At 68.9% G+C, this 20504-nt stretch carries 23 protein-coding genes; 12 read left to right on the top strand and 11 right to left on the bottom strand.

The window, feature by feature from the left end; translation table 11 throughout:
* Positions 1 to 17: 17 nt before the first annotated feature.
* Positions 18 to 1508: a 3'-5' exonuclease gene (locus ACZ7OI_RS01710; protein ID WP_470262322.1), complete on the top strand. Its 1491-nt coding sequence runs from the start codon at positions 18 to 20 to the stop codon at positions 1506 to 1508.
* Here ACZ7OI_RS01710 and ACZ7OI_RS01705 read toward each other — a convergent pair.
* Positions 1497 to 1817 carry a nucleotide pyrophosphohydrolase gene (locus ACZ7OI_RS01705; protein WP_344281897.1) on the bottom strand — a complete coding sequence of 107 codons (321 nt, stop codon included), beginning with the start codon at positions 1815 to 1817 and terminating at the stop codon, positions 1497 to 1499. The genes ACZ7OI_RS01710 and ACZ7OI_RS01705 overlap by 12 nt on opposite strands.
* Positions 1818 to 1925: 108 nt before the next feature.
* On the opposite strand from ACZ7OI_RS01705, the gene ACZ7OI_RS01700 reads away from it, so the two are divergent.
* A complete protein-coding gene (locus ACZ7OI_RS01700) occupies positions 1926 to 2936 on the top strand; it encodes a hypothetical protein (RefSeq protein ID WP_470262321.1) in 1011 nt (336 codons plus the stop codon).
* On the opposite strand, the gene ACZ7OI_RS01695 is transcribed toward ACZ7OI_RS01700, so the two are convergent.
* From ACZ7OI_RS01695 to ACZ7OI_RS01680, 4 genes are all read right to left on the bottom strand, one after another.
* Positions 2933 to 4486 (bottom strand): hypothetical protein, encoded by a 1554-nt coding sequence (locus ACZ7OI_RS01695; RefSeq protein ID WP_470262320.1) that lies wholly within the window; start codon positions 4484 to 4486, stop codon positions 2933 to 2935. The genes ACZ7OI_RS01700 and ACZ7OI_RS01695 overlap by 4 nt on opposite strands.
* Positions 4487 to 4520: 34 nt before the next feature.
* The gene (locus ACZ7OI_RS01690) at positions 4521 to 4670 is read right to left on the bottom strand and encodes a hypothetical protein (protein WP_470262319.1); all 150 of its coding nucleotides are present in this window, start codon (positions 4668 to 4670) and stop codon (positions 4521 to 4523) included.
* Between the two features lie 162 nt (positions 4671 to 4832).
* On the bottom strand, positions 4833 to 5768 hold the full coding sequence (gene coaA / locus ACZ7OI_RS01685; RefSeq protein WP_370932613.1) for a type I pantothenate kinase: 936 nt from the start codon (positions 5766 to 5768) through the stop codon (positions 4833 to 4835).
* Between the two features lie 133 nt (positions 5769 to 5901).
* Positions 5902 to 6525 carry a macro domain-containing protein gene (locus tag ACZ7OI_RS01680; protein WP_470262318.1) on the bottom strand — a complete coding sequence of 208 codons (624 nt, stop codon included), beginning with the start codon at positions 6523 to 6525 and terminating at the stop codon, positions 5902 to 5904.
* A 98-nt stretch (positions 6526 to 6623) separates the two neighbouring features.
* Here ACZ7OI_RS01680 and pheA point away from each other — a divergent pair, with 98 nt between their 5' ends.
* The 3 genes from pheA (at position 6624) to ACZ7OI_RS01665 (ending at position 8959) form a co-directional block, all read left to right on the top strand.
* Positions 6624 to 7529, top strand: a complete 906-nt coding sequence (pheA, locus tag ACZ7OI_RS01675; RefSeq protein WP_470262317.1) for a prephenate dehydratase — start codon at positions 6624 to 6626, stop codon at positions 7527 to 7529.
* Entirely contained in the window at positions 7526 to 8143 is a 618-nt protein-coding gene (locus tag ACZ7OI_RS01670; protein WP_470262316.1) for a histidine phosphatase family protein, read from the top strand. The genes pheA and ACZ7OI_RS01670 overlap by 4 nt, the downstream gene beginning before the upstream one ends.
* Before the next feature lie 150 nt (positions 8144 to 8293).
* On the top strand, positions 8294 to 8959 hold the full coding sequence (locus tag ACZ7OI_RS01665; RefSeq protein WP_470262315.1) for a DUF4232 domain-containing protein: 666 nt from the start codon (positions 8294 to 8296) through the stop codon (positions 8957 to 8959).
* Positions 8960 to 8981: 22 nt separating this feature from the next.
* On the opposite strand, the gene ACZ7OI_RS01660 is transcribed toward ACZ7OI_RS01665, so the two are convergent.
* From ACZ7OI_RS01660 to ACZ7OI_RS01645, 4 genes are all read right to left on the bottom strand, one after another.
* Entirely contained in the window at positions 8982 to 9440 is a 459-nt protein-coding gene (locus ACZ7OI_RS01660) for a hypothetical protein (protein ID WP_470262314.1), read from the bottom strand.
* 56 nt (positions 9441 to 9496) lie between these two features.
* The gene (locus ACZ7OI_RS01655) at positions 9497 to 10750 is read right to left on the bottom strand and encodes an MFS transporter (RefSeq protein ID WP_470262313.1); all 1254 of its coding nucleotides are present in this window, start codon (positions 10748 to 10750) and stop codon (positions 9497 to 9499) included.
* A gap of 141 nt (positions 10751 to 10891) precedes the next feature.
* Positions 10892 to 11242, bottom strand: a complete 351-nt coding sequence (locus ACZ7OI_RS01650) for a metallopeptidase family protein (RefSeq protein ID WP_344281862.1) — start codon at positions 11240 to 11242, stop codon at positions 10892 to 10894.
* Between the two features lie 4 nt (positions 11243 to 11246).
* Positions 11247 to 12230 carry a septum formation family protein gene (locus ACZ7OI_RS01645; protein ID WP_470262312.1) on the bottom strand — a complete coding sequence of 328 codons (984 nt, stop codon included), beginning with the start codon at positions 12228 to 12230 and terminating at the stop codon, positions 11247 to 11249.
* A 97-nt stretch (positions 12231 to 12327) separates the two neighbouring features.
* Between ACZ7OI_RS01645 and ACZ7OI_RS01640 the strand changes: the two genes are divergently transcribed.
* From ACZ7OI_RS01640 to ACZ7OI_RS01625, 4 genes are read left to right on the top strand one after another with little or no spacing between them, the layout of a single operon-like run.
* Positions 12328 to 12948 carry a hypothetical protein gene (locus ACZ7OI_RS01640; protein WP_470262311.1) on the top strand — a complete coding sequence of 207 codons (621 nt, stop codon included), beginning with the start codon at positions 12328 to 12330 and terminating at the stop codon, positions 12946 to 12948.
* A complete protein-coding gene (locus tag ACZ7OI_RS01635; RefSeq protein ID WP_470262310.1) occupies positions 12949 to 14115 on the top strand; it encodes a glutathionylspermidine synthase family protein in 1167 nt (388 codons plus the stop codon). It begins immediately after the preceding gene.
* Between the two features lie 54 nt (positions 14116 to 14169).
* Positions 14170 to 14622: a DUF350 domain-containing protein gene (locus tag ACZ7OI_RS01630; protein WP_451991591.1), complete on the top strand. Its 453-nt coding sequence runs from the start codon at positions 14170 to 14172 to the stop codon at positions 14620 to 14622.
* A 37-nt stretch (positions 14623 to 14659) separates the two neighbouring features.
* Entirely contained in the window at positions 14660 to 15574 is a 915-nt protein-coding gene (locus ACZ7OI_RS01625; protein ID WP_470262309.1) for a haloalkane dehalogenase, read from the top strand.
* 35 nt (positions 15575 to 15609) lie between these two features.
* On the opposite strand, the gene ACZ7OI_RS01620 is transcribed toward ACZ7OI_RS01625, so the two are convergent.
* A complete protein-coding gene (locus tag ACZ7OI_RS01620; protein WP_470262308.1) occupies positions 15610 to 16146 on the bottom strand; it encodes a DUF4240 domain-containing protein in 537 nt (178 codons plus the stop codon).
* Between the two features lie 49 nt (positions 16147 to 16195).
* Entirely contained in the window at positions 16196 to 17476 is a 1281-nt protein-coding gene (locus ACZ7OI_RS01615; protein WP_470262307.1) for an aspartate aminotransferase family protein, read from the bottom strand.
* Between the two features lie 152 nt (positions 17477 to 17628).
* On the opposite strand from ACZ7OI_RS01615, the gene serS reads away from it, so the two are divergent.
* The 3 genes from serS to ACZ7OI_RS01600 all read left to right on the top strand — a co-directional run bounded on the left by serS (position 17629) and on the right by ACZ7OI_RS01600 (position 20476).
* Positions 17629 to 18897, top strand: coding sequence for a serine--tRNA ligase (serS, locus tag ACZ7OI_RS01610; RefSeq protein WP_470262306.1), 1269 nt, complete (start codon positions 17629 to 17631; stop codon positions 18895 to 18897).
* A 26-nt stretch (positions 18898 to 18923) separates the two neighbouring features.
* Positions 18924 to 19397, top strand: coding sequence for a hypothetical protein (locus ACZ7OI_RS01605; protein ID WP_470262305.1), 474 nt, complete (start codon positions 18924 to 18926; stop codon positions 19395 to 19397).
* Positions 19398 to 19474: 77 nt separating this feature from the next.
* Positions 19475 to 20476: a DUF3558 family protein gene (locus ACZ7OI_RS01600; protein ID WP_470262304.1), complete on the top strand. Its 1002-nt coding sequence runs from the start codon at positions 19475 to 19477 to the stop codon at positions 20474 to 20476.
* Positions 20477 to 20504 lie beyond the last annotated feature (28 nt).

Genomic DNA, 20504 nt, shown 5'->3' with positions numbered 1-20504 from the left:
AGGAGAAAGCGTCCACGATGACTGAGCTGATCGAACCGCTGTCTTTGACTGCGGACGGGCAGGTGCCTGCCCAGGATATTTCGTTCGTCGCGATCGATTTCAAGACCACTGGCCTCCGCTCAGGACGGGTCGTGGAGGTCGGGGCGGTGCGGTTTCTCGGAGACGGAACAGTGCTGGGGGAGTTGACGACCTTGGTCGCCCCTGGGGAGCAGGCCGGTAGCGGCCGGACCAATCTGCACCGGGTCACTGCGGCGGACCTGCGCGACGCTCCGGCGTTCGCCGATATTCTCGGCCCGTTGCTCGAGCTATGTCGAGGTGCCGTGCTGGTGGCAGCCGACCTGGCACAGACTTCGAGCTTTCTCGCTGTCGAAACAACACGTCTCGGCGTACGGCTTCCTCCCTTGCCTGGGGTTTCACTCGCGGATGCCGCGCGGGCAGCGTTGGAACTGCCCAACTATCGGCTTGGCACGATCGCCAGCGCGCTCGGCATCGCCGACTTTCCGGCGTATCTCGCGGGACCGTCCGCGCGTGCCTGTGCGCAGGCAATCGCCGCCCTCATCGGAACGCACCGTCTGCGGCTCCCCGTGGCACCGAGCTATGCGATGTTGCCTCGCTACGCGGCTGGCGCTCCCGCTGTGCGGCGTCGGGATGAACTGGTGGACGAGAAGGGCTGGATGGCAGGAGCGGTCGACCGGGTCGGCCTCGCGGACGGCGATCGGGCTTACCTTGACCTGCTCGCGGAGGCGGTGGGCGACCAGTTTCTCTCCGAAGAAGAGGCCTGGACGTTGGCCGGTCTCGCGGCTGAAGCCGGGATGTCCGACGCGGAGGTGCGTCGGGTGCATGCCGAATTCGTCGCCGAATTGCGCCGGGTGGCGGAATTCGATGGGGTGGTAACAGCTGCCGAGGAACGGGAGTTGCGGCAGGTCGCGGAGGCGCTTGGGGCAGCTGATGCGGTGGCCGATCTTCGGGTCACCTCCGCTGGCCGGAAAGCGACGAGGGTATTGGTGCTCGGCACGACCGCAGGGGCCGACCAGGTGCGAGCACGGGTCTTGGCGGAGGGGTTACAGCTGGCCAAGAAGTTGACTGCTTCGGTCACACACCTGGTCTATGACACGGACGTGCGCGAGACCGAGCCGCGGCTTGCCCGGGCGGGAGAACTTGGTGCGCGAGTCGTCAGGCTTGATGAGGCGTCGGCGGTGCTCGGGTTCGGCAGCGCGCCGACTGAGAATGAGCCGGCAGTCGAGGAGAGTCGTCCGCAGGCGGCGAGCCGGACCGAACGGTTCGCCGTCGCCCAGGCAGTGCCGGCCATGACCCCGCCGGGCAAGGTGACCATCGGGCGGGTGCTGATCGGAATCGGACTCGTCCTGATGGTCCTCACCGTCGCCGCGATGTTCGGCGGTGCGGGGGTGGGGCCGGGGATCTTTCTGGCCGTGTTCGCGGTCGGTGCGCTGGTCGGCGGCTGGTACCTCGACGAGACGAAGCGGGCGGCGGCCGGTTCACCGGGCTAGCGGAGGGAACCTCTTCTCGTTGCGGTCCACCTTCGCGTTCGCCGCTTCCAGCAGGTCGATTCCCAGAACGTCCGCCAGCCGGACGAGATACAGCATGACGTCGGCGATTTCGTCTTGGACGTTGAATTCCTGGGTCGGGTCCGCGCGCCAGTTCGCGGCCTCCTCCGGCGTCAGCCACTGGAACAGGGCGATCAGTTCGCCTACTTCGCCGGACAGGGCCATCGTCAGGTTTTTCGGGGTGTGGAACGGTTCCCACTCCCGGGCGGCGGCGAAGTCGCGGAGGCGCTGGGTGAGGTCGTCTAGGGTCACTGGACCTGACTATCACGCGCGGTGCTCACCTGGGGTGTCCGGGTTGGGCCGAAAAGAGTACGCCGTTGGCCCACACGCCGGTTACGGGCCATACGGCAGACTGTTCCCGTGAGCGTCCCCGACCCGGTCGAGTACACCGCCAAAATCGGTGCGGTTCTCGATACTGTGCGGCGGCTGCTCGACTCCGGCAGCCGCGCTGATCTCGCGCCGCTCGCTCGGCGGGCGGTGGACGACATCGTGGGCATGCTGGAGCAGCACGGCGACCTCGCGGCGGACCTCGAGGAGCGGCTTGACCAGGCGGTCGCGTTGTACGCGCGGGCTTGTGCGGCTCGGCCGCCGGAGCCGGGGCAGCTCGCGGACTGGGTGCTGGAGGCGGCGTTCAGCGGGCGGGCGGTCGCGGTGGCGGATTTCGCGGCGGCGCTCGGGGAGGGCGGGCTCGCGCGGATGAAGTCCATTGTGGACGAAGTGTTGCGCGTGAAGCAGCCCGAAAAGGTCGAGATCGCGCGGCGGCTGCAGGAGGAAATCGCCGAGGCCAGCGGGGACGTGGACGGGCTGGTCGCCATTCTCGCGGCCAAGCCGCCTCGGGTGGACGTCAGTCTCAAGATTGTCCGGGTGTTGCGGGCGGCCGGGCGGCACGGCGAGGCGATTGCTTACGCGGCGCGGGTGCTGACTCCGCAGCGGGCGGGGGCGCGGCGACGGGTGGAGGGGCCGCGGGCGGAGAAGCCGGAGCGGGTGGAGAAGTCGCGGCGGGTGCGGTCGGAGGAGCCGCAGCAGGCAGAGACGCGGGTGCGGGCGGAGAAGCCAGAGCGGGTGGAGGAGCCGCAGCGGAAAGAAGCACCGCGGCGGAAAGCGGCACCGCGCCAGGCGGAAACCCCGCAAAAAGAAGAAGACTCCATACCGGAATACCGCGAGCGGATCGAGCAGCTGATCGCTCAAAAAGAAGCAGGCGCGTACCGGGAAGCCGCGCAGTGCCTCAAAAAACTGCGCACCCTGCACAAGCAAGCGGGCACGGCGGAGGAGTTCACCGGCTACGTCGCCGAGCTGGTGAACGTCCACCGCCGCAAAACCCGGTTGCTCGCGGAGATCCGGTCGGCCCGGATCGCGCTTCCGAAGGGCTAGATTTCGGCCAGGGCGGCGCGGTAGGCGTCCAGGTCGTAGTCCAGCTGGTCTTCCTCCTCGGTTTCGGTCAACTGTCCTTCGAGGACAGTCACCAGGCGCTCGAGGACATCGGTACGGGAAAGGTCCTGCTGCAGCAGGTTCTGCGCGGCGGTCCACACTTCGGCGGGCTCGTCGTCCCACAGCTGGTCCACAATGGACGTCTCAAGGGCGAGGCGGAGGCCGTCGGCGCCGTCGAATTCCTCCGCGGCCAGCGACTCGTGGTACTCCGGGTGCGCGCCGATCACCAGCAGCCGGCGCTGTTCCGGGTCGCCAGGGTCGAGGTCGGTCAGTTCCTCGTCACCGATCACTGTGGACAGTTCGGGCACCGCGAAACGGCGGCGGGCCACCACTTCCAGGGCTTCCTCGGCGGATTCGGTGCCGTCGAGGTAATCGCTGAAGTCGTCTTCCTCGTCGTCGTCCGAGAGGTATTCGCCGAGGTATTCGGTGACCTCTTCCAGCAACGCCGCGATCGCGACTTCGGACAGTCCGGCGCGAGCGGCGGCCCAGCTTGCCCAGGACAGCACGACCGGCGCGACGGCGTCCTCGTCTTCCAGCTCGTATTCGCCGTCCAGCAAGGATTCGAGGAACCGCGCCAGCTTTTCCGGGCCGACGCGCAGCGGTGCGGCCGGTTCGGTGCGGCAGCCGTGGTCCACCAGCAGGGTGGCGATTTCGCGGGCGGCGTCGGCGTCCGGCAGGTTCGTGTCCGCGAGGAATTGGGAGACGGCTTCCTCGCGCTGCGCGGCAGTCCACTCGGCGACCGGCGGAACCGCGGAAGGCTCCGGCAGCGAACGCGCCCAGGTCAGCGCGATGGCGTGGAATCGCGTGTAGTCCTCGCCGACGTCCGGCTCGTCCAGGCTGTCCGTGGCCGCGATCCCGGACACCAGCAGCCGGTGCGCGTCGGCGGGCTCGATCTTGTCCAGTACGACCAGCTCGCCGTCTTCCTCGACCTGCGAGCGCATTTCGGCGAGCACCTCGTGCGGCTCCTCGATGACCACCAGGTCGCGCACCCGGCCGCCCTCGGTGAAGTCCAGCAGCGCGAGCAGGCCGAGCGAGTGGTCGCCTCGGGAAAAGACGCACAGCAGCGACGATTCGTCGCCGTAAACATCCCCGGTGCGCCAGCATTCGCCGACGCTGACCTGCCCGACCTCGGCGGCCCACTCCGGCTCCGGGATGCCGCGGCCGAGCACGACGCCCAGCGCCTCGGCCGCCGCCGAACGCTCCTCTTCGGACTCGGCCAGTACCTTCAGCGCGGCCAGCAGCGCCGCCGCGCCGGGCGTGATCTTGCGCTGCGCGAAGGCGATCAGCTCAAGCCCGAGCTGGCTTTCCGGCTCGTCCTCCACGACGACGTCCCGCCACTGCCCGACGACCTCGGAACCGAGCAGGTCGATGTCGAACGGACCGGGCTCGGCCGCGACCGCGGAGAAGTCCCGCAGCACGTCCTTGAACAGACCGTTGACGCTGGGGGCGGTGGGTAGGGAACTCTTCTTGCGCGCGCGGCTCACCGGACTCATGCCGCACATCTTGCCTGGACCCGAAGCTCAGGCCTCAGCTGGTCGGCTCCGCCGTGCTGCGTGCCTTCAGCCGCCGTTCGCGCAGCGCGTCGTCGAAGTCGACGACGAACGCCCCCGCGGCCATCGCGACCAGCAGCGTCAATCCCAGTACCGCGCCGACCCAGGTCAGGACGATAGTCAACATCGTGGCCTCCTTCGCAGGTCAGGTGCGACTTCCTGCTGCTTTCAGGGTCGCTTGCGGAGGGATGCGCGGGTATCGGCCAAGTGGTTACGAAGACGCTGGCCGATCGGTCAATTATCCGACCTTTGTGCAGAGCGAGACCGGTGAGGCGCGTGTGGGTGAAAGTCAGAGTTTCCGCAGTCGAACACGGTTGATGGCGTGGTCGGCGTCCTTGCGGAGCACGAGCGTCGCACGCGGCCGGGTCGGCTTGATGTTCTCCATCAGGTTCGGCTCGTTGATGGTGCGCCAGAGGTGCCGCGCTTCTTCGCGGGCCTCGTCGTCGTCCAGGCCGGCGAAATGGTGGAAGTGCGACGCCGGGTCGGCGAACGCGGTGTGCCGCAGCTTCAGGAATCGCTCGACATACCAATGCTCGATGTCGTCTATGTGCGCGTCGACGTAAATCGAGAAATCGAACAGATCCGAGACAGTCAGGCTCGGGCCGGGCTGCAGGACGTTCAATCCCTCGATGATCAGGATGTCCGGCCGCTCCACGACCTGCTCCTGGTCCGGCAGGATGTCGTAGGCCAGGTGCGAGTACACCGGCGCGGACACCCGCTCGGCCCCGGACTTCACCTCGGTGACGAACCGCAGCAGCGCGCGCCGGTCGTAGCTTTCCGGGAAACCCTTGCGGTGCATGATCCCGCGCCGGGTCAGCTCGTCGCGCGAGTAGAGGAACCCGTCCGTCGTCACGAGGTCGACGCGCGGGTGGTCGGGCCAGCGGGCGAGCAGGGTGCGCAGGATCCGGGCGGTGGTCGACTTGCCGACCGCGACACTGCCCGCGACGCCGATCACGAACGGCGCTTTGGTGTTGCGACAGTCTTCGCCGAGGAACGTCGTGGTGGCCTCGTACAGCTGTTGCCGGGCCTTCACCTGGAGGTTGATCAGCCGCGAAAGCGGCAGGTACACGTCGGCGACCTCGGCGAGATCGATTTGCTCCCCGAGCCCGCGGAGCCGGACCAGCTCGTCCGCGGTCAGCGGCAGCGGAGTGGAGCTGCGCAGCTCCCGCCACTGTTCCCGATGCAGCTCTACATAAGGGCTGAGTTCACGGACCCGTGTGGGCATCGCACACTCCTCGGCCGTCGCCTGCGCTGGCTCCGTCTGCGCTACTTCCGTAACGCCGTATCAACGGTAGGGCTTACCGCGCGTGAACGCGCTGTGATGTGATGCACGCACCCCTCAACCGGCGGGGATGCGATCACCGAAGGTGACCGTTGGCTCCGAAAACTTCCTGCCATGCCGCGGCGACCTGCCGGGCGCAGGCGGCCGGGGCCACGCCGCCGACGCCGGTGCCGAGACCGGGCATCGCGATCGTCCGGACCGCCGAGGCGACCGGGCCGGAATCCAGCTGTCCGCGCTGCCACTGCAGGAACACCGCGCGCGCCGCGAGATACGGGTGGACGGTGTCGGCGGGCAGCCGTTCGCCGGGCTCGCGCATAGTCGGCGCGCTGATCAGCCACGCCGGTTCGGACTCGCCGGTCGGGACGATCACCGACTCGCCGATCGGCAGCTCACCGCCGTAAGAAGCCAGTACCGCGCTGCGCACGCTCTGCTCGATGCCGGGGAACGCCCGTGCGTAGACCGCGTCGATCCCGCCGCGCATCCAGCCGTAGGAGTTGGCCGGGCTGACCACCGCCTGCGCGGCGATGTCGAGCACCGAACCGCGGTGCACCCGTACGGAGCCGCCTAAACCCGCCACGGCGGAGGTCCACGCCGCGGCCAGCGGTTCATCGACGGCGCACAGCACCAATTCCGGCGTTCGGGGAGAATCCGGCGAAACGGCTTCCCCGTGCCCGGCGTGTGTGCCTGAGTCGGCGGTCACCGTTCAAGCATGGCAAAAAACGCCACCCGGCGTAACCGGTTTAGCCACCGGCTGTCCGAGTGAAAAGCGCCACGCACGCGGTCGCTAGCCTGGCTCTCGTGTTGCGGATCGCGTATTTCGGCCCTCAGGGCACGTTCACCGAGCAGGCCGCCCGCGCGCTCGCGCCGGGCGAGGACCTGACCCCCTACGAGACCGTCCGGCTGGCGCTGCAGGCCGTCCGCGACGGTGCCGCGGACGCCGCGTGCGTGCCGATCGAGAACTCCGTCGAGGGCGTGGTCCCCGCGACGCTCGACGGGCTCAGCGACGGGGATCCGCTCGTCGCTACGGCCGAGACGATCCTGCCTATCCACTTCAGCGTGCTCAAACGGCCGGGCAGCGGCGAAATCCGCACCGTCGCGAGCCATCCGCACGCGCTCGCCCAGGTGCGCGAGTGGCTGGAGGCGAATCTGCCGGACGCCACCCCGGTCGCCTCGTCGTCCACCGCGGCGGCTGCGGTCGGCGTGGTGGAGGGCGATTTCGACGCGGCGGTGTCCGCGCCGGTCGCGATCGAGCACTACCCGCTGGAGGAGCTGGCGACCGGCGTCGCCGACGTCCGCGACGCGCAGACCCGGTTCCTCATGGTGCGTCGCCCGGGCGAACTGCCCGCGCCCACCGGAGCCGACCGCACGTCGATCGTCGCGGCCGCGGTCAATCGCACCGGGACGCTGTCCGACCTGCTGGTGGAGCTGGCCGGTCGCGGGATCAACCTGACCCGGATCGACGCCCGGCCGACGCGCAGCAACTTCGGCGAGTACCGGTTCTTCATCGACTTCGAGGGCCACGTCGCCGAACCCCGGATCATCGACGCGATGACCGCCCTGCGCCGACGCTCTCACCTGCGCTTTCTCGGTTCGTACCCGCGGGCCGACGAGGTCGCCGCGACGATCGAGGAGGGCGCGGGGAACCAGGATTTCCTCGACGCCCAGGCGTGGGTCGGCGCGGTTTTGAAGGGAGAGGGCGCATGAGGTTGCTGCTGGTCCGGCACGGACAAACCGAGGGCAACGTCCGCCGCGCGCTCGACACCGCGTTGCCTGGTCCGCCGCTCACCGAACTCGGCCGGGAGCAGGCCGCGGCGCTCGCTGAGCAGCTGAAATCCGAACCGATCGTGGCGGTGTACGCGTCGGAGGCGGTGCGTGCGCAGCAGACCGCGGCACCGCTGGCCGAGGTGTTCGGATTCGACGTGCAGGTGATCGAGGGGGTCAAGGAGGTCGACGCCGGGGACCTCGAGGGCAACACCGACCTGGACTCGATCGGCATCTACCTGCGCGTGGTGAAGGCGTGGACGGAAGGCGAGATGGACGTCTCGATCCCCGGCGGGGAGACCGGCACGCAGGTGCGCGACCGGATGCTCGGCGCGGCCGACGAGCTGCGGGCGAAGCACGAGGAAACGTCGCCGGACGGAGTGGTCGTGCTGGTCAGCCACGGTGGCGCGATCCGGCTCGCCGGGGAGTGGCTGGCCTCGAATGTGCCCGCCGAGCTGGCGAACGAGGAGTTGATCCCGAATACGAAGTTCGTCGAGCTGGAAGCCCGGGACCACGGGTGGGAGTGCCTGCGGTGGGTGGACACCCGCCTTTCGTGAGCGGTTGATCACTCGTGCGGGGAAACGCTGAGTGAACCCGCATCCGGTGGGGAACTCACCGGATGCGGAGCAACCCCGTCCGGACCTGGCACGTCCTCCGGAAGAGGTTCCACCCAGTTCGGCGTTCACCAGCACAGCGAGGCGAGTGAGATGGCAAACACGAAGAAACCGTGGTTTTCCCTGGTCTTCCTGTCCGCAGTGGGCGCGTCGGGTGCGCTGCTGCTTTCCGCGTGCGGCCAGGGCGCTCCCGCCGCGAGCGGCCCGGCGAGTTCGGACACCCCGTCGAGCAGCCCGATGTCGTCGGCGTCGTCCGCCGCGTCGTCCGCTCCTTCTTCCGCGTCGTCCGCACCCAGCGGAGGCTCGGCACCGGCCGAAAAGCCGCCCGCCGACAACGGCCTGTGCAAGGCCGGCGACGTTTCCCTGTCGCTGGGCGGCGGCGACGCCGGCGCGGGTTCGGAGTACCGGCCGCTGCTGATCAAGAACACCAGCGGCAAACCGTGCACCATCCAGGGCTTCCCTGGCGTGTCCTACGTCGGCGGCGAGAACGGGGCGCAAATCGGCCCGGCCGCCGATCGCGACGGCGCCAAGGGCGCGCCGGTGAAGCTGGCTCCCGGCCAGTCCGCCGCGGCGGACCTCCAGCTCGCGCAGGTGCGCAACTTCGACCCGGCGGTCTGCAAGCCGACCCAGGTCAAGGGCCTTCGCGTGTACCTGCCGCAGGAGACGGCGTCGAAGTTCGTGCCGCTCGACGGCCTCGGCTGCGCGGGCACGAACATCCCGGGCAAGCAGCTCGGCGTGAAGACCGTGCACAAGGCCTGAGGCGAGGCTCTGCGCGTGGGGATCAGCCCCGCGCGCAGAGTTGTTCCGCCTGGACGACCGCGGCTTGCCCGTCGCGGTTGTCGAAGCGGCTGGCGAGCACCATCTTGTTCACCGCTTCGAGGCTCTTGGCCAGCGGCTGGTAGGTGCCGTCGAAGGTCGCCGCCGCCTTGGCCAGCTCCATCGCGCCGGTGACGCGGTGCACCGAATCGTCGGACATCCGGGTGAACTGCGCCGCGTCGACGCCACCCGTGGTGTCCGGGATGTGCCCAGCGCGAGCGAAAGCGGCGCACGCGGCCGCGGCGTCGACATTCGCTCCGGCGCGCTGGCCGGACAACCCCCACAGCAGCCCGACCACGCAGGTGCCGAGCACGAACCCGGCGACGGCGGCGAGGACGAGCGGCCGTCGTGCGGCGGAAGGCGGCGACTCAAGGTCGGTGTCACGGTCGTCGTCTGGCAGCGGCGGAGTGTCGAGTGCAGTCATCGCATACCTCCGGCGGCCGGGGTGAGGTGCTATTCCAGCACCAAAACCGCGCCAGATCACTGCTGCGAACGGACTCCGTCTCCGGTCGAAGCCGTTTTGTCATCGAGCGGGCGTCCGCGCAGCGCGAACAGTGCGTAAGCGGTCACGAACAGCAGCAGAACGCCGGAAGCAGTGAAGGTGTCGCCCGCCGAGCCGAGCAGCTTCGTGAGCAGTCCGCCTAGGAGCGCGCCGAGCGGAATCGCGCCCCAGACGACCGTCCGCCAGACCCCGAGCACGCGGCCGAGCAACTCGCCCGGCACGAGCGTGTGGCGCGCGGTCGCGAGCACCACGTTCACCGCCACCACCGCCGCCGCGAACACGCCGAACAGCACCGCGGACACCACAGGCTGGCGCACCAGTCCCATGCCGCCGAAGCCGAGCGCGCAGAACAACACCCCGCCGACTAGGACAGCCCGCCGTCCGATGCGCCGGACCAGCCGCGGCGTCAGCCCGGCTCCGAGCAGGCCTCCGGCACCGCCGACGAACGCGAAAGCGCCGAAGGTGGCGTCGGACAAATGCAGGTCTTCCAGCGCGTACAGCACCAGCTGCGCCTGGGCCAGCTCGCTGATCAGGCTGAGCAGGCCGGCGATCGCGAGCAGCCGCAGCAACAGCGAATGCCGCCGCAGCCAGCGGAAGCCGTCCGCGAAATCCGCCCGGATGTGCGTTTTGGTCTCCTGCCGCGGCCGGTAGCTGCCCGCCATGCCCAGCAGCAGCGCGGCGCCGACCGCGAAACCGACCGAAGAGAGCAGGAACGGGAAGACCGCGAACATCGCGAAGGTGGCGCTGCCGACCGGGCCGCCGAGGAACGTCTGGCCGACGATCTCGCACGCCTGCAGCTTGCTGTTGGCGCTCTCCAGCCGGTCCGCCCCGACCAGCGCGGGCGGCAGCACGTTCGCCGCGCTCTCCGCGACCGTTTCCGCGATGCCCACGAGCAGCGACGCGACGTAGATCGTCCAGATCTCCATCGTGCCGAACGCGAGCAGCGCGGTGACCCCGGCGACCACCAGCGCGCGCACCGCGTTCGCGGCGATCATCGCCTTCTTGCGGTCGATCCGGTCGACGAGCGTGCCCGCCGGGATGGCGAACAGCAGCCACGGGAGGAACTGGACCGCCGACAGCGCGGCGATCTCGACCGGGTCGCGGGTCAGCGTGGTGGCCAGCAGCGGGAAAGCGACCTTGGCGATGCCGTCGGCGAGGTTCGACGTGCCGCTCGAAGCGAGCAGCCAGCGCAGCCGGCCGTCCGTCGTCCGATGCGACACAAACCACCTCACGGGAACAGGAAACTGCCTGATCAGGACAGTCTAAAGAGATCAGGCGCGTTCCGTGACGCTTTGGTGACCTTCGGTGGTTTCCGTGGTGGCGCTGCGTTGTTGATCAGAGAAGAGCAACGGGCCGGCGGGGTTCCGCCGGAATCAGCCCCAGCCGAGTTCGTGCAGCCGCTCGTCGTCGATGCCGAAGTGGTGGCCGAGTTCGTGCATGACGGTGATCAGGACTTCCTCGACGACGTCGTCCTCGGTGTCGCAGATGTCGAGGATCGGCTCCCGGTAGATCGAGATCCGGTCCGGCAGCGCGCCGCTGTAGTGGCTGGTGCGCTCGGTGAGCGCGATGCCGTGGTAGAGCCCGAGGATGTCCGGTGCTTCCTCGTTGAACTCCTCGACCAGCACCACGACGTTGTCCATCGCCGCGGCGAACTCCGCGGGCACCTGGTCGAGCGCGTCGGCCACGAGTTCCTCGAACCGGGCCTGGCTCATCTCGACGGGCACCGCTTCAGTTCCCGCCGGAACCCGAGCTCGGCGGCGGGCTCTGCTGCTGGCCGGACGACCCGGAGGACCCGCTCTTCACGCTGCCGGTGACCGCCTGGAACCCGCTGCCGTCCTGCAGCGTGGCCGCGACCTTGCAGTTGACCTTGGTGGACCCGGCGTCCCAGCTCTCCTGCTCGCGCGAGTCCCAGCCCAGGATGAGCTTCTTCGCCGACAGGTCGGAGCTGCCGGTGTAGTCCTTCGCGGCCTTGTTGCACTCGGTGTCGAGCCAGGACTTCTGGTCGTCCAGCTTCGGGTAGCCGTCCTTGAAGTGCGAGGCAAGGTCGAGCGTGGCGATCATTTCGTAGGAGTGCGGCTTGCTGCAGTCGACCGGGTCGCCGACGCCCTTGCCGACCAGCGCGAGACAGGTGCCCGGGGCCCACACCATCGACTGGTCCTGGGTCTTCGCCGCGCCGGTGGTGGGCTGCAGGCCGCCGCCCGGACCGGCGAACTGCAGGCCGCAGCGCAGCTGGCGGTCGCCGCCGGACCACTGCGCCGACGTGGGCCGCAGCAGGTTGGTGGTGAGCTTGCCGTACGGGTCGAGCGGATGGCCGAGGTACGGCCGCACGTCGCTGTTGCACTGCTGCTGCGCGATGTCCTGCCACTGGTCGAGGCTCGGGAACGGAGCCTGCTGCGGGAACTTCGCGCCGATGTCGACCACGGTGGTGACCTCGAACAGGTGCGGCTGCGCGCACGGCACCTGGTGCGCGTCCGAGGCGTCCTTGGCGTTCCAGGTCAGGCAGGTGCCCGGCGGCGAGTGGAACGCCTGCTGGGCGGCCTCGCTGAGCTTGCCCTCCCCGCCGCCCGCGCCGCCGCCGGCGAGCGTGTCGGTCCAGGAGAAGGCGACGCTCAAGGCCAGCGCGATGACCGCGCCGAAGAACACCCCGGCCATCACCACGCGGGTGGTCAGGGTCTGCATACGCGAAGGGAACCGCTCCGAGCGTTGAGACATCGATACCCATGATGCCCGCGCCGCATGAACCGCGCGTGTGCCGGGTCGATTAGGGTGGAACACGGGGTTTGCAGTGCTGGGGGATTACGGAGCGCACATGACGCAAGACGACAACAGCGGCGTGCAGCCGCCCGAGGAGCCGACCAAGCCGGGTTCGATGCGTTTCCAGGACGCGAACACGCAGCCGCGGCAGCCCTCGGTGGCCGAACAACGGGCCCGCAAACAGGCCATCGCCGACCAGGAACGCGAGCGGCAGGAAGCCCTCGCGGCGCGGGAGGCGGCCGACGCGAAGGCGGCCACGAAACGCAAGATCCTGATCGGCAGCGGGGTCACTGTCGGTCTCGTCGGGCTGGTCGCGACGTTCTACACGATCGCGAAGCCCGCCGAGGTCACCGCGTCCTGCGTCACGTCCGACGGGGTCATTCAGGACGACAAGTACTGCGACGAGAACTACGCGATCAGCAACGGCGGGCACTACAGCGGCGGGTTCTGGTTCATCCCGATTCCCGGCGGCGGGTTCACCCAGTACCGCTACAACTACGGCGGCACCGGGAACATCGGGCAGCACGTCTCCGGCGGCAGCTACACCGCGCCGTCGGGCAACACCAACGTTTCGACCAAGTCGGGCACCAGCGTCCAGCGCGGCGGGTTCGGCATCAGCGGCAAGAGCGGCACCTCCGGAGGCACCGGCGGGACCGGCAAGAGCGGAGGCTCGTAGGTGTATCGGGACCGGCGGGAACCGCGCCGCGACTGGCAGCGGATCGTCGAAGAGCAGGGCCTGGTCTACGGCACCCCGGCACGCGACGGCACCGGCAAGCCGCGGCCGTACTGGGACGAGTCGGTGCACTATGTCTTCGACATGGACGAGGTGCTCTCGCTCGAGGCGGACGTCGAACTGCTGCATTCGATGTGCCTGGAGGCCGTCGACAACGTCGTGACCACCGAGCAGTACCAGCGCTTCGGCATCCCGGAGTGGGTGTGGCCGCACATCGCGGAGTCGTGGAAGCGCCAGGACCCGCACGTCTACGGCCGCTTCGACCTGCGCTACGACGGCAAATCGCCTGCCAAGCTGCTGGAGTACAACGCGGACACGCCGACCACGCTGCTGGAGGCGTCGCTGCTGCAGTGGCACTGGAAGACCGACGTCTTCCCGGAAGACGACCAGTGGAACTCCATCCACGAGAAGCTGGTGGAGCGCTGGGCGGAACTCGGCGGCAAGCTGCCGTCGAACGAACTGCACTTCACCTGGTCCGCGGCCGACCCGAGCGGCGAGGACCACGTGACCACGGCGTACCTGCAGGAGACCGCCGCCGAGGCCGGGCTCGACACGGTCGGGCTCGCGATCGAGGAGATCGGCTGGGACCCGGTGCTCAAGCGGTTCGTCGACCTCGCCGAGGCGCAGATGTCCACGGTGGTGAAGCTGTACCCGTGGGAATGGGTGGTCGACGAGGAGTTCGGCAAGTTCGCGGTGGAGACCATGCCGCGCACGCTGTGGGTCGAACCGCTGTGGAAGATGCTGCTGTCGAACAAGACGCTGCTCGCGGTGCTGTGGGAGAACTACCCCGGGCATCCGAACCTGCTGCCCGCGTTCGCTGACGACCCCGGCCTGCTCACCGAGTACGTGCGCAAGCCGAAGCTCGGCCGCGAGGGCGCGAACGTGCAGATCGTGGCCACCGGATACGAGACGCAGACCGACGGCGTGTACGGCGCGGAAGGCTACGTCTACCAGGCGTTCGATCCGCTGCCGGAGTTCGACGGGTACCGGCCCGCGCTCGGCGCGTGGATCGTCGGCGACCAGTCGGCGGGGCTGGGCATCCGCGAGACCAGCGGTTTGGTCACGGACGACGGCGCGGCGTTTGTGCCGCACCGGATCCCGGAGTCGTGATACAACCCTGGATGTCCGATTCCACCGGCTGAATTGGCCATCCAGGGAGACCCCGTGACCTCGACGCTCGCGCTGCCCGCAACGTTCGGATCCGACCTCGTGCGCGGGATCGGCGCGATCCTGCTGTACGGCATCGTCGGCCTGCTGCTGATGTTCGCCGGCTTCTACGCGATCGACTTCACCACGCCGGGCAAGCTGTCGAAACTCGTCACCCGCGGTCTGCCGAACGCGGTGATCGTGACCGCGTCAGGGCTGCTGTCGATGGCGTTCATCGTGGTCGTGGCGATCTACAGCTCCGCGAGCGACCTGACCGCCGGGCTGATCACGTCGCTGGTCTACGGCCTGATCGGCGTCATCGTGCAGGTGCTGGCGGTGCGGCTGCTGGAGTGGGCGACCCGGATCGATGTCGGGTCCACGATCCAGAGCGAGAAGTTCGCTCCGGCGAGCATCGTCGTCGCGGCGGCGCACCTCGGGCTCGGGCTGGTCGTCGCGGTCGCGATTTCGTAGCGTTCGCGCACTGCCGCGCGGTCCCGTTCCCACTAACGTGGGAACCGTGCGATTGCTCAGGACGCCGGAAGACCGGTTTGCGGATCTGCCCGACTTCGCGTTCGAACCTCAGTACACCGACCTGTCCGACCCGGACGGCGGCCTGATCAGAGTCGGCTACGTCGAGGCGGGACCCGCCGACGGGCCGCCGGTTCTGCTGCTCCACGGCGAGCCGAGCTGGTCGTTCCTCTACCGGAAGATGCTTCCGGTGCTGGCCGACGCCGGGCTGCGGGCTATCGCGCCGGACCTGGTCGGGTTCGGGCGGTCGGACAAGCCCGCGGAGATCGCCGACCACAGTTACGCGCGGCACGTGGAGTGGATGCGCCGGTTCTCGTTCGACGTCCTGGGGCTGAACGGCGTCACGGTCGTGGGACAGGACTGGGGCGGGCTGATCGGGCTGCGGCTGGTGGCCGAGAACCCGGGACGCTTCGCCGGCGTGGTCGCGGCCAATACCGGGCTGCCGACCGGGGATGTGGACATGCCTCCGGTGTGGCACAAGTTCCGGGAGGCGGTGGAGGGCGCGCAGATCCTGGACGTCGGGCGGTGCGTGCAGTCCGGCTGCCAGACCGCGCTGCCGGAAGACGTCCGGGCGGCTTATGACGCGCCGTTCCCGAACGAGATGTACAAGGCCGGGCCGCGGGCGATGCCGGGGCTGGTGCCGACGCGGCCGGACGACCCGGCTTCGGACGCGAACCGGGCGGCTCGGGCTGTGTTGACTGAGCTGGATGTGCCGTTCCTGTGCGCGTTTTCGGACGGGGATCCGATTACTGGGGCGATGGCGCCGATTTTGCAGCGTTCGATGCGCGGGGCGGCTGGTTTGGACCATCCGACGATCGCTGGGGCTGGGCATTTTCTGCAGGAGGACGCGGGGGAGACGCTCGCCGAGCACGTGGCCCGCTTCGTCCGGCGCTGACCGGCTGCCGTGCTGGCGGAGTTCCCGCACGGGGGTCAGTTCAAGTAGGCCGCGGCCAGGCGAGGCAACCTGCGCCGCATCTCGTCGGCGTCCTCGTAATCGAACTCCCAGTCGGGGTCGAGCGGCGGGTACCGGATGGTGAACGAGTCAGCGGGGAGCTCCTCTCCGGTCGCGTCGATGTGCGCGCTTGAGGCGAGGCCCAGGGTGGCTTCGCACTCCAGTTCTTCGCCGCTGCCCGCGGCCTCGCGCGCCGCGGGCAGGTCGGCCAGTTCGTCCGGGGCGGCCACGATCCGCTCGAAGACCTCCCGGCCTTGCAGGACCAGCCAGCCGCGGAAGTAGTCGAAGCCGTCGTCTGAGCAGCCGCCGTTGGCCAGGTAGGCGGCTGCCCACAGCGGGCCGCGGTAGGAGTCGGCCAGCAGGTCCCAGACGATCTGCTGGGCGGCCACGATCTCCTCCCGCGGACGCGCGGCGAGCAGGGCGCAGGCTTGTTCGGCTACTTCGTAGCTGTCCTCCGGTGCGGAGGCCTGGCGGCGTGCCTCGTCGATCAGCGCCCAGAACTGTTCGGTGTTCACGAGCACGGATCTTCGCACCGGGGTACGACAAAATCGCCGGAGCGAACGGTCAGGACAGCGCGGCCAGGGAGTCGAGCAGGATCTGCAGACCCTCGGCTGCCTCGGCTTCGGTGAGCGTCATCGGCGGTCCGATGCGCAGGACGTTTTTGTGCAGCCCGCCCTTTCCGATGAGCAGGCCGCGGTTTTTCGTTTCTTCCAGCATTTGCTTGGCGGCGCGGACGTTCGGCGTCGTGGTGCCCGGTTCGACGAGTTCGACGCCGATCATCAAACCCTTGCCGCGTACCTCCCCGACGAACGGGCTGTTCGCCGCGCGCAGGCCGCGCATCAGCTGGTCGCCGCGGGCTTTGCAGTTGGCTTGCAGGTCGTGGTCGTCGATGTAGTCCAGGACGGCCAGCGCGCCCTGCATGGACACCGGGTTGCCTCCGAAAGTGGAGAACGACTCTGCTTTGAAGCAGTCCATCACGTCGCCCCGGGCAACCACTCCGCCTACTGCCAGGCCGTTTCCCAGGCCCTTCGCGAAGGTCATCATGTCCGGCACCACGTCGTGGGCCTGGATGCCCCAGTAGTGGTCGCCGGTGCGGCCCCAACCGGTCTGGACCTCGTCGGAGACGAAGAGGATGCCGTGGTCGTCCAGGACTTCCTTCATCGCCTTGAACAGGCCGTCCGGCGGGGCGCTGAAGCCGCCGACGCCCTGGATCGGTTCGGCGATCAGGCAGGCGACGTCGCCCGCGGTGGCGGTTTCCAGCAGCTCCACCAGGTCGGCAACGCAGGCGTCGATGTAGGCCGCGTCGGGCAGGTCTCGGAAGGGGCTGCGGTAGCGGTAGCCGCCGTGGACGTAGTTGACCTTGATCGGGCTCAGCGAGGACGCGGACCAGCCGCGGTTGCCGGTGATCGCGACGGTGCCGAACGACCGGCCGTGATACGAGTTCCGCATCGCCAGCACCTGGTTGCTGCGGCGGTACTGGGTGGCGAGCATCAGCGCGGTGTCGTTGGCCTCGCTGCCGGAGTTGGTGAAGAACACCTTGGCGTCCGGGATGCCGGAGCGCCGCGCGATCCGCTCGGCCAGCTCCACCTGCGAGCGGATCAGGTACAGGGTCGAGGTGTGCAGGACGCCGGTGTCCAGCTGCTTGCGGACCGCGTCGCTGATCTCGGAGATGTCGTAACCCATGGCGTTGGTGAGCACGCCGGCGAAGAAGTCGAGGTAGGTGCGGCCGGTGGAATCGGTGAGACGGCGATCCTGCGCGTGCACGATTTCGATCGGCTCGTCGTACAGCAGGGACATCCAGGACGGGAGCACCGCGCGGTGGCGCGAGAGCAGGTCGTCGGTCATGTGAGTTCCCTCCGCTCCGGGTTCTAGCGAGTATGGGGAGCGCGGGAAACGGGCGACAACGATCAGACTGTCGGGTTGTCTTCGGGGCGCCGCACAGTGTGTACGGGAAACCGCGTCGAACTCGTGGCTGGCCTGCGACTACCCTTCTGTGCGTGATTGACCCCAGGACTCTGCGCGAAGACCCGGAAGCCGTGCGCGCGTCGCAGCGTGCCCGTGGCGAGGACGAGGGAGTAGTCGACAAGCTGCTCGACCTCGATCAGCGCCGCCGCTCTGCGATCGCCACCGCCGACAAGCTGCGGGCCGAGCAGAAGTCCGTGTCCAAGCAGGTGCCGAAGGCCTCTCCGGAGGACAAGCCCGCCCTGCTGGCCCGCGCCAAGGACCTGTCGGCGCAGGTCAAGGCCGCCGAAGTCGAGCAGAACGAGGCTTCTGAAGAGTTCGACCAGCTGTTCCGCATCCTGCCGAACCTCGTGCACCCGGACGCGCCGATCGGCGGCGAGGACGACTTCGCGGTGCTGAAGACCGTCGGCGAGGTGCCGTCGTTCGACTTCGCCCCGCGCGATCACCTCGAGCTGATGGAAGGCCTCGGCGCGCTCGACATGGAGCGCGGCGCGAAGGTGTCGGGCTCGCGGTTCTACTTCCTGTCCGGCGTCGGCGCGCAGTTGCAGCTCGCGTTGCTGAACATGGCCGTGGCGCGGTCGATGGCGAACGGCTTCACGCCGATGATCACCCCGTCGCTGGTCCGCCCGGAGATCATGGCCGGCACCGGCTTCCTCGGCGCGCACTCTTCGGAGGTGTACCGGCTGCGCGACGACGACCTGTACCTCGTCGGCACGTCGGAGGTCCCGCTCGCGGGCTACCACTCGGACGAGATCCTCGACCTCGGCTCCGGTCCGCGCCGCTACGCCGGCTGGTCGTCCTGCTACCGCCGCGAGGCCGGGTCGTACGGCAAGGACACCCGCGGCATCATCCGCGTGCACCAGTTCGACAAGGTCGAGATGTTCGTCTTCGCCAAGCCGGAGGACGCCGAGGCCGAGCACGAGCGGCTGCTGGGCTGGGAAGAGGACATGCTCGCCGCGATCGAGGTCCCGTACCGGGTCATCGACACCGCGACCGGCGACCTCGGCACGTCCGCCTACCGTAAGTACGACTGCGAGGCGTGGGTCCCGACGCAGGAGACCTACCGCGAGCTGACGTCGACGTCCAACTGCACCACGTTCCAGGCCCGCAGGCTGTCGGTCCGCTACCGCGACGACAACGGCAAACCGCAGACGGCCGCGACGCTGAACGGCACGCTGGCGACCACGCGCTGGATCGTCGCGATCGTGGAGAACCACCAGCAGGCCGACGGTTCGGTCCGGGTGCCGGTGGCGCTGCGTCCGTTCCTCGGCGGGCTCGAGGTGCTGGAGCCGGTCAAGCGCTGAACTTCGCGAAGGCGAGACAACCTCAGATGGAATCTCGCAGAGCACTGGTTCCTGCTCTGCGCAAGGCGGGTTCGCTGGCAGCAGCGGACTACGCGCTGGCTTTCGCGGTGCTCGCGACCGCTGGCTGGCTGCTCTTCACCGCCGAAAAGGGGACGCACGCGTCGTTCCGGTTCGGGCTGATCTGCATCGGCGGCGCGGCGTTCTGCCTAGTCGTCAACGGGGTCATGCTGATCCGGGGGCGGGACCGGCGGCCGATGTTCCGGTCGGCGGACGCGCAGTTTCTCGCGACGCTTCGCCAGGGCTCGCTGCGGATCTGGCTTTTCGGGCTGCTGCTCGCGGCGATCGGCTCCGGCGTCGTGCTGCTGGTGCCGAACTCGCATCCCCTTCGGCCACAGGTGAGCGGAACCACGATGGCCATCGCGATCGCCGCCGCCGCGGTGGTCGTGGTGGCGTCCGGGGTGTCCGCGCTCGTCGTGCGGCGTGCGGTGCCGAAGCCGTGATCGCCGGGTCGTTCCTCCCCGTTCCGCAGGTGCGGAACGGCACTGGTCAGTAGGGTGCGGAGCGGAGGAGGCAGCTGATGAGGTTCAAAGGTGCGGCGGTCGCCCTGGCGGCGGCCGCGATGCTGCTCGCCGGGTGCACGCAGCAGGTGAGCGGCGTGGCTTCGCCGGTGCCTGGGCAGGGGCCGGTCACGCCGGTCGTCGACCCGTGCGCGCTGCTCGACGCGAAGCAGCTCGCCGGGCTGGGCTACAAGCCGCAGGGCAGGTCGGTGAAGGCCAGCAAGGAGCAGCGCGCGCCCGCGATGTGCCTGTGGACGGCGACGGACACCGAGCACACGATCGTCATGTCCGTCGGCTGGTCGGTGGACCTGAGCCTCGACGACTACCTCCAGGGTGCCATCAAGAAGGCCGATCCGGTGCAGCTCGGCGGGTTTCCGTGGACGCGCTACGCCGGCTTCATGGGCGGCAGCTGCGACCTGTACACCACGCTCGGGCCTAAGTCGTTCGCCTTCGTGAGTGTGTCCTTTTCGGACGAAGCGCAGGCGTGCGAGCGCGCGAAGAAGGTCGTCCCGCAGGCCGCCGCGCATCTGCCGGGCGGACAGCCCGCGCCGCCGATCGCGCCGAGCACCCCGCCGGAAGGCACCGCGCCGACCGGGCCGCTCGCGTCGGTCAACCCGTGTCAGCTGCTGAAGCCGGAGCAGGCGCAGCAGTTGAAGATGGTGCCGAACGGCGAACTGGACAGCTCCAAGGTCATCTCGCCGAACGTGACCTACTGCCTGTGGAAGGACACCGACGGAGACGGCGGGCAGAAGCCGTTCGAGGTCTGGGTCGGCCCGGATGTACCGCTGAAACGCTGGCCCGGCATGGAGGTCGCGCCGACCGAGCAGATCGACGCGAACGGCCGGAAGTGGTCGCTGTTCCCGAACTTCAACGATTCCGGCGGCGTGATCTGCGCGGCCGGGCTCGCGGTTTCGGACACCGCCTCGATCCAGATCGTCAGCGGGCAGCTGTCGGACAAGACCAAGGCATGCGACGCCATCAAGGCCGGAATCCCGATGGTGTCGGGGAATCTGCCCGGCTGAACCGTCTACATAGGACAGATCGGACGGC

It is taken from the genome of Amycolatopsis sp. NPDC114503, from assembly GCF_055633655.1.
Note: the sequence above shows the minus strand (reverse complement) of the source record. Positions and strands in the feature narration are given on the sequence as shown.

What these genes read in the sequence shown, in the direction of transcription:
- coaA (WP_370932613.1), bottom strand. Translation starts at nt 5,768, where the DNA reads ATGCCCACACGGGTCCGTGAACTCAGCCCTTATGTAGAGCTGCATCGG.
- ACZ7OI_RS01605 (WP_470262305.1), top strand. Translation starts at nt 18,924, where the DNA reads ATGGAATCTCGCAGAGCACTGGTTCCTGCTCTGCGCAAGGCGGGTTCG.
- ACZ7OI_RS01695 (WP_470262320.1), bottom strand. Translation starts at nt 4,486, where the DNA reads ATGAGTCCGGTGAGCCGCGCGCGCAAGAAGAGTTCCCTACCCACCGCC.
- ACZ7OI_RS01660 (WP_470262314.1), bottom strand. Translation starts at nt 9,440, where the DNA reads ATGACTGCACTCGACACTCCGCCGCTGCCAGACGACGACCGTGACACC.
- ACZ7OI_RS01710 (WP_470262322.1), top strand. Translation starts at nt 18, where the DNA reads ATGACTGAGCTGATCGAACCGCTGTCTTTGACTGCGGACGGGCAGGTG.
- ACZ7OI_RS01600 (WP_470262304.1), top strand. Translation starts at nt 19,475, where the DNA reads ATGAGGTTCAAAGGTGCGGCGGTCGCCCTGGCGGCGGCCGCGATGCTG.
- ACZ7OI_RS01690 (WP_470262319.1), bottom strand. Translation starts at nt 4,670, where the DNA reads ATGTTGACTATCGTCCTGACCTGGGTCGGCGCGGTACTGGGATTGACG.
- ACZ7OI_RS01640 (WP_470262311.1), top strand. Translation starts at nt 12,328, where the DNA reads ATGACGCAAGACGACAACAGCGGCGTGCAGCCGCCCGAGGAGCCGACC.
- ACZ7OI_RS01615 (WP_470262307.1), bottom strand. Translation starts at nt 17,476, where the DNA reads ATGACCGACGACCTGCTCTCGCGCCACCGCGCGGTGCTCCCGTCCTGG.
- ACZ7OI_RS01670 (WP_470262316.1), top strand. Translation starts at nt 7,526, where the DNA reads ATGAGGTTGCTGCTGGTCCGGCACGGACAAACCGAGGGCAACGTCCGC.
- ACZ7OI_RS01665 (WP_470262315.1), top strand. Translation starts at nt 8,294, where the DNA reads ATGGCAAACACGAAGAAACCGTGGTTTTCCCTGGTCTTCCTGTCCGCA.
- ACZ7OI_RS01645 (WP_470262312.1), bottom strand. Translation starts at nt 12,230, where the DNA reads ATGTCTCAACGCTCGGAGCGGTTCCCTTCGCGTATGCAGACCCTGACC.